Origin of the sequence: Providencia sp. M-27, assembly GCF_011077905.1 — a bacterium.
GTDB classification, from domain to species: domain Bacteria; phylum Pseudomonadota; class Gammaproteobacteria; order Enterobacterales; family Enterobacteriaceae; genus Providencia; species Providencia huaxiensis.
Map to the genome: position 1 here is coordinate 153,003 of NZ_JAALBT010000008.1, position 13,409 is coordinate 166,411.

At 39.4% G+C, this 13,409-nt stretch carries 13 protein-coding genes; 7 read left to right on the top strand and 6 right to left on the bottom strand.

The genetic code is table 11. From position 1 onward, the window contains the following. Positions 1-70: 70 nt before the first annotated feature. Positions 71-1,249: an MFS transporter gene (locus G6Q48_RS13410; RefSeq protein WP_102139315.1), complete on the bottom strand. Its 1,179-nt coding sequence runs from the start codon at positions 1,247-1,249 to the stop codon at positions 71-73. Positions 1,250-1,251: 2 nt separating this feature from the next. Then, entirely contained in the window at positions 1,252-2,724 is a 1,473-nt protein-coding gene (locus G6Q48_RS13415; RefSeq protein ID WP_166266939.1) for a tetratricopeptide repeat protein, read from the bottom strand. An 883-nt stretch (positions 2,725-3,607) separates the two neighbouring features. Here G6Q48_RS13415 and G6Q48_RS13420 point away from each other — a divergent pair. After that, positions 3,608-4,321, top strand: coding sequence for an RNA polymerase sigma factor FliA (locus G6Q48_RS13420; RefSeq protein ID WP_166266941.1), 714 nt, complete (start codon positions 3,608-3,610; stop codon positions 4,319-4,321). 368 nt (positions 4,322-4,689) lie between these two features. On the opposite strand, the gene G6Q48_RS13425 is transcribed toward G6Q48_RS13420, so the two are convergent. Beyond that, entirely contained in the window at positions 4,690-5,139 is a 450-nt protein-coding gene (locus G6Q48_RS13425; RefSeq protein WP_102139313.1) for a GNAT family N-acetyltransferase, read from the bottom strand. A 209-nt stretch (positions 5,140-5,348) separates the two neighbouring features. Here G6Q48_RS13425 and cbpA point away from each other — a divergent pair, with 209 nt between their 5' ends. The 3 genes from cbpA to G6Q48_RS13440 all read left to right on the top strand — a co-directional run bounded on the left by cbpA (position 5,349) and on the right by G6Q48_RS13440 (position 7,316). Further along, the gene (cbpA, locus tag G6Q48_RS13430; protein ID WP_166266997.1) at positions 5,349-6,287 is read left to right on the top strand and encodes a curved DNA-binding protein; all 939 of its coding nucleotides are present in this window, start codon (positions 5,349-5,351) and stop codon (positions 6,285-6,287) included. Next, positions 6,287-6,580 (top strand): chaperone modulator CbpM, encoded by a 294-nt coding sequence (locus tag G6Q48_RS13435; RefSeq protein WP_102139311.1) that lies wholly within the window; start codon positions 6,287-6,289, stop codon positions 6,578-6,580. Before cbpA ends, G6Q48_RS13435 begins: the two co-directional genes overlap by 1 nt. A gap of 142 nt (positions 6,581-6,722) precedes the next feature. Then, positions 6,723-7,316: a hypothetical protein gene (locus G6Q48_RS13440; protein ID WP_166266943.1), complete on the top strand. Its 594-nt coding sequence runs from the start codon at positions 6,723-6,725 to the stop codon at positions 7,314-7,316. A 67-nt stretch (positions 7,317-7,383) separates the two neighbouring features. Here the strand turns inward: G6Q48_RS13440 and G6Q48_RS13445 are convergent, their stop codons facing one another. Together G6Q48_RS13445 and G6Q48_RS13450 are read right to left on the bottom strand one after the other, a co-directional pair. Further along, the gene (locus G6Q48_RS13445; RefSeq protein WP_166266945.1) at positions 7,384-8,001 is read right to left on the bottom strand and encodes a bifunctional 4-hydroxy-2-oxoglutarate aldolase/2-dehydro-3-deoxy-phosphogluconate aldolase; all 618 of its coding nucleotides are present in this window, start codon (positions 7,999-8,001) and stop codon (positions 7,384-7,386) included. A gap of 12 nt (positions 8,002-8,013) precedes the next feature. After that, entirely contained in the window at positions 8,014-8,973 is a 960-nt protein-coding gene (locus G6Q48_RS13450) for a sugar kinase (RefSeq protein WP_166266947.1), read from the bottom strand. 203 nt (positions 8,974-9,176) lie between these two features. On the opposite strand from G6Q48_RS13450, the gene kdgR reads away from it, so the two are divergent. Further along, entirely contained in the window at positions 9,177-9,959 is a 783-nt protein-coding gene (kdgR, locus tag G6Q48_RS13455) for a DNA-binding transcriptional regulator KdgR (protein ID WP_102139307.1), read from the top strand. Between the two features lie 175 nt (positions 9,960-10,134). Beyond that, positions 10,135-10,494 (top strand): hypothetical protein, encoded by a 360-nt coding sequence (locus G6Q48_RS13460; protein WP_102139306.1) that lies wholly within the window; start codon positions 10,135-10,137, stop codon positions 10,492-10,494. 52 nt (positions 10,495-10,546) lie between these two features. Here the strand turns inward: G6Q48_RS13460 and G6Q48_RS13465 are convergent, their stop codons facing one another. Further along, the gene (locus G6Q48_RS13465) at positions 10,547-12,589 is read right to left on the bottom strand and encodes a choline transporter (protein WP_004255510.1); all 2,043 of its coding nucleotides are present in this window, start codon (positions 12,587-12,589) and stop codon (positions 10,547-10,549) included. A 209-nt stretch (positions 12,590-12,798) separates the two neighbouring features. Here G6Q48_RS13465 and betI point away from each other — a divergent pair, with 209 nt between their 5' ends. Then, complete coding sequence (gene betI, locus G6Q48_RS13470) at positions 12,799-13,401, top strand: transcriptional regulator BetI (RefSeq protein ID WP_102139328.1); 603 nt, start codon at positions 12,799-12,801, stop codon at positions 13,399-13,401. Positions 13,402-13,409: the final 8 nt, after the last annotated feature.

Genomic DNA, 13,409 nt, shown 5'->3' on the forward strand with positions numbered 1-13,409 from the left:
GTATGCTCATCGGGATAACCTTGATTGCCGCCTTCCTACAACTCGAATTATTTAGACCTTGCTTTAGCATTCAGTTAAAGTCTGCATGTATTTTAGTGTTAATTTTGACACAGCTGTAAATTAATATATTTGATAACAGAATAAAAATAATAATAGCGAGAGGGGTGTTGACCAGAAAACCAGACTCATAAGCATAGGGTAGGGCAATTGCACCAAAGATATCCCCTGTCAAAAATGCGGTTTGTATTAAACCAAAAATATGCTCGGCATTTCCTTTGCGGGCGATCTCCATCTCAACCAAATTAATTAATAGTGAGCAAACGGTTCTAAACATATACATGGCAATAACCGAGATGGCGAAAACAATCGGGGAACTAAATTTTATTGACCAAAACATACCATAGAGCATCAGCATACATAAACCAGAAAAAACGAGTAATGAGATAGGTTTATCTTTGTCAGAAAAAATAAACATAAAAAGGTTCTTGAGTACTAGCCCGGTGATCACACCTAATGATAGCACTAGGCCAACATTTGTATCTGAAAAGTGCATGTTTTTTAAATACACCGGAATAATGGGTAAGATCAGTGCCCAACTGGCGCCACTGATAATAAATGCAATAAATAAAATTAAATCTGCTTTACTGAAAAAAGGGAAAAATGAAGTGGTTTTTTGGGGGGGATTCTTAGCTAATGGTGTTTTATTCAGTGGTATTTTTAATGACGGGATGGCAATTATGGCGATTAGTACCATACCTCCACTAATTAACAAAGCCGAACGATAGGGGGATTGATCTATAATCGATAAAATTGTGACTAGCCCCCCAGCAATAAAAGCCCCAAGGCTTTGTGCTACTGTGCTTAAATTATCAGTGTGCAGCAGGACTTTATTTTGTTCCTGTTTATCAATATTAAAAATCAGTGATTTTAGCGCAATAGCGATAATACTCGCACCCATCCCTGCCATCAAACCTGAAGTCACGGCGATAGCCATCCCTGTGGGATAGGCTCTAAGAACAAGGCCACATCCATACAGTAAAAAGCCCACAATTAAACCAGTCTTAGTACCAAATCGGGATAGCCCTTTGGCATAAAGTAGTGAGCACGCCCCCGCAACCGCCATCATTACGTATGAAATTGAAAATAACTTCAATTGCGCTTGCTGTTCCCAATAGATGGGTTGTAGTGTTTTGGATATCCACATCGGGAAAAGAAAGAAAAAATAAAAGAAATATATTTTGTATGTCATGCTTACATACTCAACATTTTAATATTTTCCTTTACTAAAGGATTGTTTGGAAAAATATGTTGGCATTTTAAGAGATAATTGTAGGCAGCTTTCTCTGAACTTTGAGCAATTTTTTCAGCTTGTAAAATTAACCATTCCGGGGTCATAAAAATACCTGTTCTTTGCATAAGATGATCCAGGATTTTATAATTGCTATTTAATGAAAGAATATAAGCATAATTATAGGCTGTAAGATTATCTCCTGAAATTTCCCAAGCAAGGCGAGCATGCTTTTCTGCTGAAATATAATCCTCAGATGATAAAAATGCTATGCTCATATGATAGTGGCTATCGCTATGCATTGGACTAACAGATAATGCTCTTTGAATATTTTTTATATAGCTTGTTATATTTCCTTTATCATAAAAACATATTGCTAATTCAAGATGATATTCAGGAAAAGCATAATCAATTTCAATTAATTGATTGAGATATGTTATCGCATCATCATATTTACCTAATTGTTTATAGCACAGGCATATATTATAAATAATTACGGAACGATGCATGTAGTGCATACTATGTTTGTCTGATAACTGTTGAAGTCCCCAATTAAGTAACCTTATTGCTTCATCAGCATTTCCTTCTCTAAAAAGAATAAGTCCATATCCATTTCGGTTGAACACGGTGAAAAAATTCTTTTTATCTTGTTCTAAATAATCCAACTTACCTGTCTGAATAATGTTATAAGCTTCTTGTAAGAATTGACGTCCTTTTTCGATATTACGCTTATTCGATTTATGGTGGCGAAGATATAGCATTGATAATGTATAATTCGCCTTAATAATGCTTAACGGGTTTTCCGACTCTTTACTTTTAATGTAGTTATATTCTGCCTCAATAGGTTTATTGATACAGTTTTTGATTGTGCCGATTATAAGTGCTTGTGATTTTTCGTAATTATCAAAGTACTCTAAACAGTGTTCTATCAGGTGATCTGCACTGTATATATCACCAGAATTTATAATCATCAGAATATAGGGCTGAATAATGTCAATATCACCAAATTTTTCTTTTATTAATTCATTAATTAGTTTGGTTTCATTTTCAGTTAAATATATTTCTTCATTTTTAGCACAATCTACAATCAGGTTAACAGAAATGTTCATTCGATATAATGCTTGAATGAAACAATTAATCAGTGGGTATGATGAGAATTTAGCTGTAATATTGATTGTTTTAATTTCCGATGTGGCTATTTTTTTAGCTAACTCTGCAACTTTCCTAAACACCTTATCACTTAGATAGTATCTAATTTGGTCATCAGGGCTAATTCTATCTGTTAAGGACAGTTTACTCTTATCAAAATTTTCTAAGGGATAAAGAAATTTTTTATCATTGATAGTTAGTTGCTCTTGTGAAATATATCTAAGTAATATATTCCGAATGATAAGATATTCCAAAGGAATGCTTGCTGCTAGTTTGAAGTAATCCATATAATATAACCCCCTAATAAAAGGAGGTTATAACCTCCTTTTTATCAAATTACTTAGCGTTGTACATTACAGAGAAATCTATGCGTTTAGTACTTGGTTTATGTTTGATCATTTTCATAATTAACCTCTTTAATTACAAATTTAATTTGTGATTAAACTAATGCACCGTTGCATCAGTAAATTTAAAATTACATTTGTTAAGCAATTTCGTCAAATGTAAAATAGTTTGATTTATTTCTATGAGGTTACTGCATTAACATGCTTATGGGGAAATATTAAGCTAGAATGACAATGTATGGAAAAATAAATAACTAAGAATTGGTTTGTTTTTTTGAATAAAATAAGTTTTAAACTTTTATATATTCTAAATTTTTTCATATCAGTGAGTTAATATTAAATGATCAATTAACTGAATTATTGATTTTTTAATTTAATATTTTAATATTTAATTAATGTTGAACTAGCTTGATAATTATATTCTTTAAATATAATTTATTGGACGGATTATTTTTATCACTATTATTATCCATGTCCCATACTATGTTCACATTTAAGGCTAAGCTAGCTTGTTGATAACTTCATTTTCTTTAAGGGAAATTTAACGTTTTCTAACTAAAGCTACAATCAATAGCAAAGTCTAAAGCCAAAATCTGCAATTCAATGACAAAATCACCTTTCAATAAAACAACTTCTCTCACTTGTATTACCAGTAAAACTCCCTAAAAATTGTGTTAAAACAATCATTAACGTTGTGGTTATTCAAATTTTACCTATTTAGGATAAGGCAAATAAAGCTATATTTAGTGCCTTACTCTACGGATTGAATTCAAAACCAACACAGATAATGAATACCTTTTATAGAGCTTGAAGGGTGATTCAGGTTGTGAGTGATTTGTATACTGCCGAAGGTGTGATTAATAAAAATAGCCTATGGGAGCGTTATTACCCTCTAATACGCCATGAAGCCCTGAAACTGCAAGTCAGACTACCCGCCAGTGTTGATATCGACGACTTAATTCAAGCGGGGGGCATCGGTTTACTACATGCATTGGAACGTTTCGATGTGACCCAAGGGGCGTCATTTGCCACTTATGCGGTGCAAAGAATTCGGGGTTCGATGCTAGATGAACTGCGTAGTCGTGACTGGGTGCCGCGCAGTGTGCGCCGCCAAGCGCGTGAAATGACCAAAGCCATTGGTGCGTTGGAACAATCGTTAGGGCGAAGTGCGACTGAGCCGGAAATCGCCAAAGCGCTGGATATTGACCTTGCGGAGTATCGCCAAGCATTACTGGACACCAATAATAGCCAACTGTTTTCTTATGATGAGTGGCATGAAATTCATGGGGAAAGCTGTGAGCCGCAAATGGATGAGGACGATGGCGGTAACCCGTTGAGTCTGTTGTTAGATTCCAGCTTGCGTGACCAAATTGCGGCGGCAATAAATCAGTTACCAGAACGCGAAAAAATGGTGCTGACGCTGTATTACCAAGAAGAGCTGAATCTGAAGGAGATTGGGGCGGTGCTGGAGGTTGGGGAGTCGAGGGTGAGTCAGCTTCATAGTCAGGCTATTAAACGTCTCCGCGGCCGCCTCAGATAGATGCTCGTCATACTTCGCATTGTGGGGGTGTCGACTGCGCTCGGCTACTCGGGTCACATACTTGTGTATGCTCCCCGAGATATCCTCTCTGGTCTTCTACCCACAAACCGAATTATTTAGAGCATCAGTATCGAGTACTTTTAAAGCTTATTTAAATTTGTTTTTTTATTATAGGATAAATTGCTTAATGTGTTGATATTTAAGGTTTTTCATGCTTTAAATATATCACTGATTTCTAGACTTATGTCTGCTCCGGCTTTCTACCAACAATACGAATTATTTAGATCATCCGCATAGGGATATTTTAAGGCTTATTCAAATTTGTTTTTTCTACTATATTTCTACGCTTTTAACGATGTTACTTTCTATTATTCATCCAGCTCTGCCGATCTAACCAAAAAATTCTCTGCCGTGGTGTGCCATGCTCTTGGGGATTGGGTGAAGCCCAGTTTTAAATATTCGGTGAGGTTGCTGTCGGTGGAGAAAAATAAAATTTGGCAGTCGGCGGGGAGTTCTTCAGCGACGAGGCGCATTAATTGGCGGTCGATGCCGTGTTTTTGATACTGAGTATCAACGGCCAGTTCGCAGATATAACAGCAAGAACTAAAATCCGTTACCGTGCGGACAAAACCGACCACCTGTTCCTCATCCCATGCACTAACTAATAAGTCCGCGTTATTTAGCATTGCATCCAATTGAGTAAGGTTATCGGTTGTCACCATTTCTTTAAATGGTGATTGGCGAATCAATCGAACAAAATCCTCAATAGAGATGGCAAAGTTGACTTTATAGTTCAGGCGATTGGCAAGCGCATCCATAGAGTTCCCCTATTAATCAAACTACCCTCTTATAGGTTTAGCCTGAAATAGCGTAAATTTCCTGTTTTTTGTGGAATTTTATCATGGCCTAGCTATTCCAATTAGTGCGTAAATGTCCTAAGTTAAATTCAAGGTAGTCGTGATGTTTAGCCCAACAGGGTAAATACCATAAGAATTCTATTCAACAGATAAGTGAACGAGATATGACTATGGAACTAAAGGATTATTACAGCATCATGGGTGTTAAGCGCACCGATGATTTAAAAACCATTAAGACCGCGTATCGCCGTTTAGCGCGAAAATATCACCCTGACGTGAGTAAAGAACCCGATGCCGAAGCACGCTTTAAAGAAATTGCGGAGGCTTGGGCGGTACTTGGTGACAAAGAAAAGCGTGCAGAATACGATGAAATGTGGGAACACAGAAATGACCCCTATTTTAACCAAGCTAACCAAGGCCAACAAAGCCGCACCTATTCCCAGCAAGGGTTTGATGAAGGCGGCTTTGATTACATTTTTTCATCGATGTTTTCCCAACGTGCACGGGGTGGCACAAGGCAGGCTCGCAGCCATCGCGGGCAGGATTTAGAGGTTGAACTGGCTGTTTTCCTTGAAGAAACCCAAGAACCCCATAAACGTACCATTAGCTATAACTTACCCGTCTATAACGCTTTTGGTTTTATCGAAAACGAAGTCCCTAAAACACTTAACGTGACTATCCCGGCAGGGGTGATTGATGGGCAACGTATTCGCTTAAAAGGGCAAGGCACAGCGGGGGAAAATGGCGGTGAAAATGGCGATCTATGGATAACCATCCGCATTGCACCACATCCATTATTTGATATCAAAGGCCATGATTTAGAAGTGGTCGTGCCGCTTGCGCCATGGGAGGCAGCCCTCGGAACTAAAGTCACCATTCCAACATTAAAAGACCCGATTGTGATCACCGTTCCTGCTAATAGCCAAGCTGGCCAAAAATTACGCCTTAAAGGTAAAGGGCTGAAACATAAAGGTACAGCAGGGGATCTGTACGCGATTATAAAAATCGTGATGCCAAATAGCAGTAATGCAGAAGCGGATGCACTGTGGCGGAAATTGGCGGAGACTCAGCAGAGTTTTGACCCACGTAAAAATTGGGGAGGCAAATAATGGAACAGTTCACATCATTAACCGTTATTGATTTTTGCGTTCATACTGGTATTGCTGAAGATGAATTACAGGAAATCGTCGGCCTTGGGATAATTCAACCCATTGAAACGACTAATGAGTGGTTGTTTGATGACCAAGCGGTAGTCATTGTGAGAAGAGCCGTGCGTCTTTACCATGAATTAGAAATTGACTGGCCGGGCATCGCAATGGCGATGAGCCTATTGGACCAAAATGAAATGCTCCAACGCGAAAATGAGATGTTGCGTTTACAGTTAAAACGTTTTATTGGTTAGGTTTCTGATAATTTAATGACTATTGAGCTTTCTATATAGAGTCTGTTTCATTTTGGCCTTATGCATTGAATTAAAGTATAGGGCCAATTCATTCAATACCTATAAAAATTTAATTGTATTGTGAACGATATAAGAGGCTTTGATGTTAACTACTGATTGGCGACCTGAATGGGGGAATATTTATTCATGGGTTGCAATGGATAAAAACGGTTATTTAGCATTTATGCTGAATAATTGCTGGGGATGGTTACCCAAAGTGTATATCAGCATACCTAATATTAGTGAGTTATATGTTGATTTAAGTGAGTTTATATATTGTGAATCGGCTAAATATGAAAATAGCATACAGAAAAATGGTGATTTTTCAGTTGATCTATTTTCCTATTGGAAATACAAGCATTATTCCCAAGAAACTGTTTTTACCAGTTATAAAAATCGTTTAGATGAAGGTAATAAACTGACAGATGCTTATCTTGCAACACAAAAGGGAATATTTGTATTTGAAGGCATTGAAGGCTATAACCAAGGGGAAGACTTTCCTGTGGGCTATGAGGGTGAAACAAAAATGGGAGATTATTTTCGCCATTTAGTGCCAACGATTTATGCGACAATATCAGATATACCTATCCCTCTAAGGCAATACATTGTCGTTTCTGATACTTTAGATTTTACCAAAGATAGATTGTTAGATAATGATAAAATCAGCGAATATTTTACTCGAATGTATTCTATCTAAACCATTAGCAAAAAGCCCTTACCATCCAGTAAGGGCGCAATAACAACAACGAGATTTTTATTATTAATTAAATAGCCGCTGCTTCGGCAATGAGTTTGCCGAGCTCTTGCCAGTTTTCACTGTCGATAAGGTCATTCGGCACCATCCATGAACCGCCGCACACTAATACAGAAGGTAATGAGGTGTATTCTTTAATGTTTTTCACACCGATACCGCCAGTTGGCATAAATTTAACCGGGTAAACCGCGCTGAGAGCTTTGAGCATGGCAACTCCGCCAGAGGCTTCGGCTGGGAAGAATTTCAATGTGGTGAGGTTAAATTCAAGGGCTTGTTCTACTAAACTTGGGTTATTCACACCAGGAATGATAATCACGTTCTTTTGTTGGCAATAAGCCACAATTTTCGGGTTAAAGCCCGGGCTGACGATAAAATCTACACCCGCTTCAATGGCTTGGTCAACTTGCGCTGTGGTTAATACCGTACCTGCGGCAATCAGTAATTCAGGGTAGGCCGCGCGCATATTTTTAATCGCTTGTACCGCTGCAGCGGTGCGGAAGGTGACCTCTGCACATGGCAGGCCATTTTCCACTAAAGCTTTTGCTAATGGCGCACCATGCTCTGCATTATTAATGGTGATAACAGGAACAACATTGAGTTTCTTAATTCTTTCAAGTAATTGATTCATGGTTAAAGCCTCTTAACATTTTACTAAAGCAGTGGTTGGCATGGCCTCGGATGGAATAATCGCTCCCCGGTGTTGGATGACGGTTCCAGCCAGTAAATGACCTGTTTTTGCTGCTTCACATGGGCTGCCACCGACGATGCGACAAGCAAGGTAGCCGGCACTAAAGGAATCCCCTGCGGCAGTGGTATCAACAACATGGCTTATTTTATTCGCAGGGACTTCAATACGTTCGTTATCAATAACGACGAAGCAAGCCTCAGCACCGCGCTTGATCACTATTTCGTTCACGCCATATTGTTGGGTACGTGCAATTGCATCATTTTCATGAATGTCACCATAAAGCAACTGTTCGTCATCAAAGGTCAAAAAAGCGATGTCGGTTAAAGTGAGAATTTGCTGATAAGCTTGTTGAGCGGCTTGTTTTGAAGGCCAAAGCGCAGGGCGATAGTTATTATCGAAGACAATTTTAGCGCCGTGTTGTTTAGCATGTTGTAACATTTCAAATAACAACTGACGTGAGGCGTCAGGTAAAATGGCTAAGCTAATGCCACTTAAGTAGATAAATTGTTGTGAATTAAGTACTTGCTGTGTGTGGGCTTTGCTATTGCTATCAAAACAGACGGCATCAAGCCAAAATTTTGCCGCGGCATTATCTCGCCAATAGAAAAAGCGACGTTCGCCATCAGCGGAGGTTTCGATTAAATACATCCCAGGCAAATGTTTGTCCGAAATAAAGACTTCTTCAGTATTGATGCCTTCTTGTTGCCAACTGCTTAGCATTTGCTGGCTGAATGGGTCTTTACCTAAACCGGTGATGTAACGGGTTGTCACGCCATGGTCTTTTGTTAAACGAGACAGGTATAGTGCGGTATTGAGTGTATCCCCACCAAACGTTTGTTTATAAAGTTCACCCGATTTTTGCAACTCAACCATGCATTCGCCAATAACGGCAACTTGCGGATGTATATTCATTTTCACCACCTGCGCGATTACGACTTAATAAACTATTGCTGACTTAATGATGCTATTAAAACCCATTTCAAATAGAACTTCAATAAAAATGAAACGCTGTTTTAAAAATATTAAATCACCGTTCTTGTTTTTATCATGATAGCCACTTATGCTATCCGCTAGGGTGTAATGTCGATATCAATTTATAGGATGATGGAAAAGTAATGGATAAAACGACTCAAACGGATGCTGTTTCAGCAGTGGTTAAGGTATTTAGCATTCTTAGCGCCCTTGGTGAGCAAAAAGAGATTGGTGTATCTGAGCTTTCACAGCGTTTATTGATGTCAAAAGCCACAACATTTCGTTTTCTGCAAACGATGAAACAGCTAGGCTATGTGGATCAAGAAGGTGAAGCGGATAAGTATTCCCTAACATTGAAATTATTCGAGTTGGGAGCGAAATCCCTTGAGTATGTGGATTTAATTGAAATTGCAGATACAGAAATGCGCCGTATTGGCCAATTAACCCATGAAGCGGTGCATTTGGGCGCTTTAGATGAAGATGCCATTATTTATATCCATAAAATCGACTCGAGTTATAATTTACGCATGTATTCACGGGTTGGGCGTCGTAACCCATTGTATTGCACAGCAATCGGTAAGATTTTACTCGCTTGGCAAGATGAAGGATCCATTCGTTTAGCATTGAAAAACGAAACTTTTAGCCAAAAAACGGCAACAACGATTTTAACGTTAGAAGACCTGCTGGTGGAATTAGCCACAGTTCGTGAATGCCATTATGCGCAAGACAGAGAAGAGCAAGAGCTAGGTCTGCGCTGTATTGCTGTGCCAGTGTATGACCGGTTAGGCCATGTGGTTGCAGGGCTATCGATTTCGTTCCCAACGATTCGTTTTGATGAGCAGCGTATTGGTGACTACGTCCAATTACTGAAAACAGCGGGGCGTAATATTTCAGAGAAAATGGGCTATCACCAATATCCATTATAGGGGTGATATAACAGGATTAAGCCAGTTTTAATGATGTATCAATCAATTGATTTAATAACCTATGTAAATTATTTATTTGAATATTAAGGTGTTATAAATTTCACTTATTATTATCCAACACCATGTGTTGCTGCTGACATATAATATTTACTTATGAACACAGCAGGAAATAGATATGTTTAAAAAGGTTATTGTTGTTATTTTTCTTTGTTTCACTTCTTATGGCTTTGCCAGCGACTTTACATTTAAAGAAAAGTCACCCGCTGATCGCGAGTTTAGTCAAGACTACCAAGGAATTAAAAAATTACAGACACAACAAAAGTTTGTCTTTGATCCCAAAAAGAAACTTCCACAAGAAGAACAAAGTTATCAAGCTTTGTTAGAACAGCGAAATGCAGATGAAAATGCGTTTTCAAAACATTTTAATGTGTGTGATGTTAACCCGACGGGAGCAGGGTGCCCTAATTCAATGGCTTGGATGAATGACCGCCAGCAAATGAAAAAAATGCTAGAGCAAGCGGGCCGCCCATATTGATGCGTTGTTCATCTGTTGACTCTAAGGGAGCATCGCCCCCTTAGAGTTCAAACTAGACAGATTCAGGGAATGTTAAGGTTGCACCGGGGGCTTCACGGCTTAAATGAATGAAATTCATATGTTTTTCATATTGGTCTAGAATATCGCTAATCACTTGTTCTTTGGTGTAATCCATTAAATCATTCCCTTGTGAGCCTTCCCATAAGAAGGTTTCTAAGCGGTAATAATGGGATTTCCCTGAACGTGCGCGATAGGTAAAACCGGGAACTGAATAGCGCTGTGGCCACACTTGGTAAATAAAGCTTTGTTCTTCACCTAGGTCGACTGTTAATTCTAAATGGTCTAATCGCTCATCAGCAATGGGTGGTAAGGTGTTAAATTCCACTTTTGCTCCCCTTAAACTGAGCTCTTTTGCCACTTCTTGCATGGCAGGAATGCAGACCAAATCAAGCATCCGCTGGGTATAAGTCGTTCCCGGGAAATTCATCACTCGTCCCAAACGCTGTTTCCAATTCAGTGTTCCGTTACCATATAGTGGTGCAGGGGCATTGGTATTTAGCGAACTAACGCGTCTAAAGTCCTCAACTTTTAATGACTTATATAGCCCAGCCATAATAAAGAAGATAACAAAACTAAAGGGCAAGCCCATGATCACCGTCGTATTTTGTAACGCAGCGACGCCATCCGTCATTAACATCCCTAAGGTAAGTAAGCCAATTGCGACAGACCAGAAAATTCGCAACCAATTAGGGGCGTCATTGTTAATATCACTGAGTTTTGAGGTGAAATTGCCTAATACTAATGAGCCGGAGTCAGCAGAGGTGACATAGAACAACAGCCCAGTAATGGTTGCAACAGAAGCGGTTAGGCCAAAGCCGGGGTAAAGTTCAAGTAGTGAATAGAAGCCTTTTTCGGGGGCGTCGAGGACGGTTTTTGCAAGTTCACTATTGCCGTGAATGATTTCATACAATGCACTATTACCAAAAATAGATAGCCATAATAGTGTGAAAACAAATGGAATAATTAATGTGCCAATCACAAATTGTCGAATAGTCCGGCCGCGAGAAATACGAGCAAGGAATAACCCAACAAATGGTGACCATGCTACCCACCATGCCCAGAAAAACAGCGTCCAGCTATTCATCCAATCCGTTGGGCGGTCAAAGGCAAAGCTATTGAGGGTCATACCCATAAAGCGGTTGATATAGTCCCCCACATTCAGCACTAAGGCATTGAGTAAGAACTCAGTATCGCCGACAAATAAGATAAATAAAATCAAACCAAATGCTAACAGCACATTGAGCTCGGATAACACCCGAATGCCTTTATTTACCCCTGATGTGGCGGAGATCACGGCCATAATCACCGATAGCAGGATCAACCCACTTTGCACGGGGAGCCCTTGAGGTAAGTCGAATAATACTTTGAGGCCATAATTCAGCTGAACAACCCCAATCCCCAACGTTGTTGCGATACCAAAAATCGTCCCTAATACCGCAGCAATATCCACAGTATGGCCAATTGGGCCGTCAATTCGTTTACCAAATATTGGATAAAGTGCGGAGCGAATAGTCAGCGGCAAGTTATAGCGATAACTGAAATAACCCAGTGCAATTCCCATTAAGGCATACATAGACCAGCCCGTTAGGCCATAGTGGAACAGTGTCCACACCATCGCCTGACGAGCTGCTTCTAAGGTTTCGCCTTCGCCTGTTGGCGGCAGCATATATTGGGTGACCGGCTCAGCGACGGAGAAAAACATTAAATCGATACCAATTCCTGCGGCGAATAGCATCGCAGACCAACTGAGTACGCTAAATTCAGGTTTAGATTGTTCAGGGCCGAGTTTGATATTACCAAAGCGTGAGGTAGCAACGAAAATGACAAAAACAATATAAAGCGTTGCTGCTAGCAGGTAATACCAACCAAAGGTTTTAGATACCCAGCCAAGGGCGGCAACGATCCACTGATTTGCTGTTTCGGTCATCAAGATGGTGAAAAAAGAAAACGCCAGAATAAGACCGGCGGAAGTAAAAAAAACCACAGAATTCAGTTTATCCTTCTGCTTATTCTTTGGACTATTTTGAGTTGTCATTGGACATTCCACATTTTTATTTATTTAACAGGTTAAAATTACTTTCTAAGCTAATTGATTGATTTATTAGCCAAGATTTGGTTTTTGTTATCTTCTCTCTTATGTTAATTGTGAATGAATTGTTGTAAACAATAGTTAATATTGATTGAACATTCAATCAAAAAAACGTTTAATACAAGGGATCAATGTATTTTTTAGGTTCAAATACCATGCCGAAGATAGGAATGCAGTCGATACGTAAACAACAGTTAATTCAAGCCACATTGGCTGTGATTAATGAAGTTGGAATGCAGGAAGCTAGTTTTGTGTTAATTGCCCGTAAAGCCGGGGTTTCTACAGGGATCATTAGCCATTATTTCCGTGATAAAAATGGCTTGCTTGAAGCCACTATGCGCCATATTCAATACCAACTAGGGTTTGCGGTTGCAATACGTTTACGGATGTTGACCGGAGCGGAGCCAAAACTACGAATTCAGGCAATTGTTGAGGGCAACTTCGACCCAACGCAAACCAGTGAGGCCGCGATGAAAACGTGGCTAGCCTTTTGGGCTAGTAGTATGCATCAACCGAATTTAAACCGTTTACAGCAGGTTAATGACCGGCGCTTGTATTCAAACTTAAGCTATGAGTTTGGGCGGGTGTTAAACAAGGCGGATGCGCGGATGGCAGCGAAGGGGCTGGCGGCTTTAATTGATGGCCTATGGCTACGTAGTGCTTTGAGTAATGAACAATTCCCTGTTAAGGATGCACTCAAAATCACTAACGAATATATCGATATGCAACTACAACGTGCTGAGGTTTTAGAAACCTAATAACCAAT

Bases quoted from the DNA above. Each gene is read 5' to 3' on its own strand.
- G6Q48_RS13410 (WP_102139315.1), bottom strand. From the start codon at position 1,249: ATGACATACAAAATATATTTCTTTTATTTTTTCTTTCTTTTCCCGATG.
- kdgR (WP_102139307.1), top strand. From the start codon at position 9,177: ATGGATAAAACGACTCAAACGGATGCTGTTTCAGCAGTGGTTAAGGTA.
- G6Q48_RS13445 (WP_166266945.1), bottom strand. From the start codon at position 8,001: ATGAATCAATTACTTGAAAGAATTAAGAAACTCAATGTTGTTCCTGTT.
- cbpA (WP_166266997.1), top strand. From the start codon at position 5,349: ATGGAACTAAAGGATTATTACAGCATCATGGGTGTTAAGCGCACCGAT.
- G6Q48_RS13450 (WP_166266947.1), bottom strand. From the start codon at position 8,973: ATGAATATACATCCGCAAGTTGCCGTTATTGGCGAATGCATGGTTGAG.
- betI (WP_102139328.1), top strand. From the start codon at position 12,799: ATGCCGAAGATAGGAATGCAGTCGATACGTAAACAACAGTTAATTCAA.
- G6Q48_RS13415 (WP_166266939.1), bottom strand. From the start codon at position 2,724: ATGGATTACTTCAAACTAGCAGCAAGCATTCCTTTGGAATATCTTATC.
- G6Q48_RS13440 (WP_166266943.1), top strand. From the start codon at position 6,723: ATGTTAACTACTGATTGGCGACCTGAATGGGGGAATATTTATTCATGG.
- G6Q48_RS13435 (WP_102139311.1), top strand. From the start codon at position 6,287: ATGGAACAGTTCACATCATTAACCGTTATTGATTTTTGCGTTCATACT.
- G6Q48_RS13460 (WP_102139306.1), top strand. From the start codon at position 10,135: ATGTTTAAAAAGGTTATTGTTGTTATTTTTCTTTGTTTCACTTCTTAT.
- G6Q48_RS13425 (WP_102139313.1), bottom strand. From the start codon at position 5,139: ATGGATGCGCTTGCCAATCGCCTGAACTATAAAGTCAACTTTGCCATC.
- G6Q48_RS13465 (WP_004255510.1), bottom strand. From the start codon at position 12,589: ATGACAACTCAAAATAGTCCAAAGAATAAGCAGAAGGATAAACTGAAT.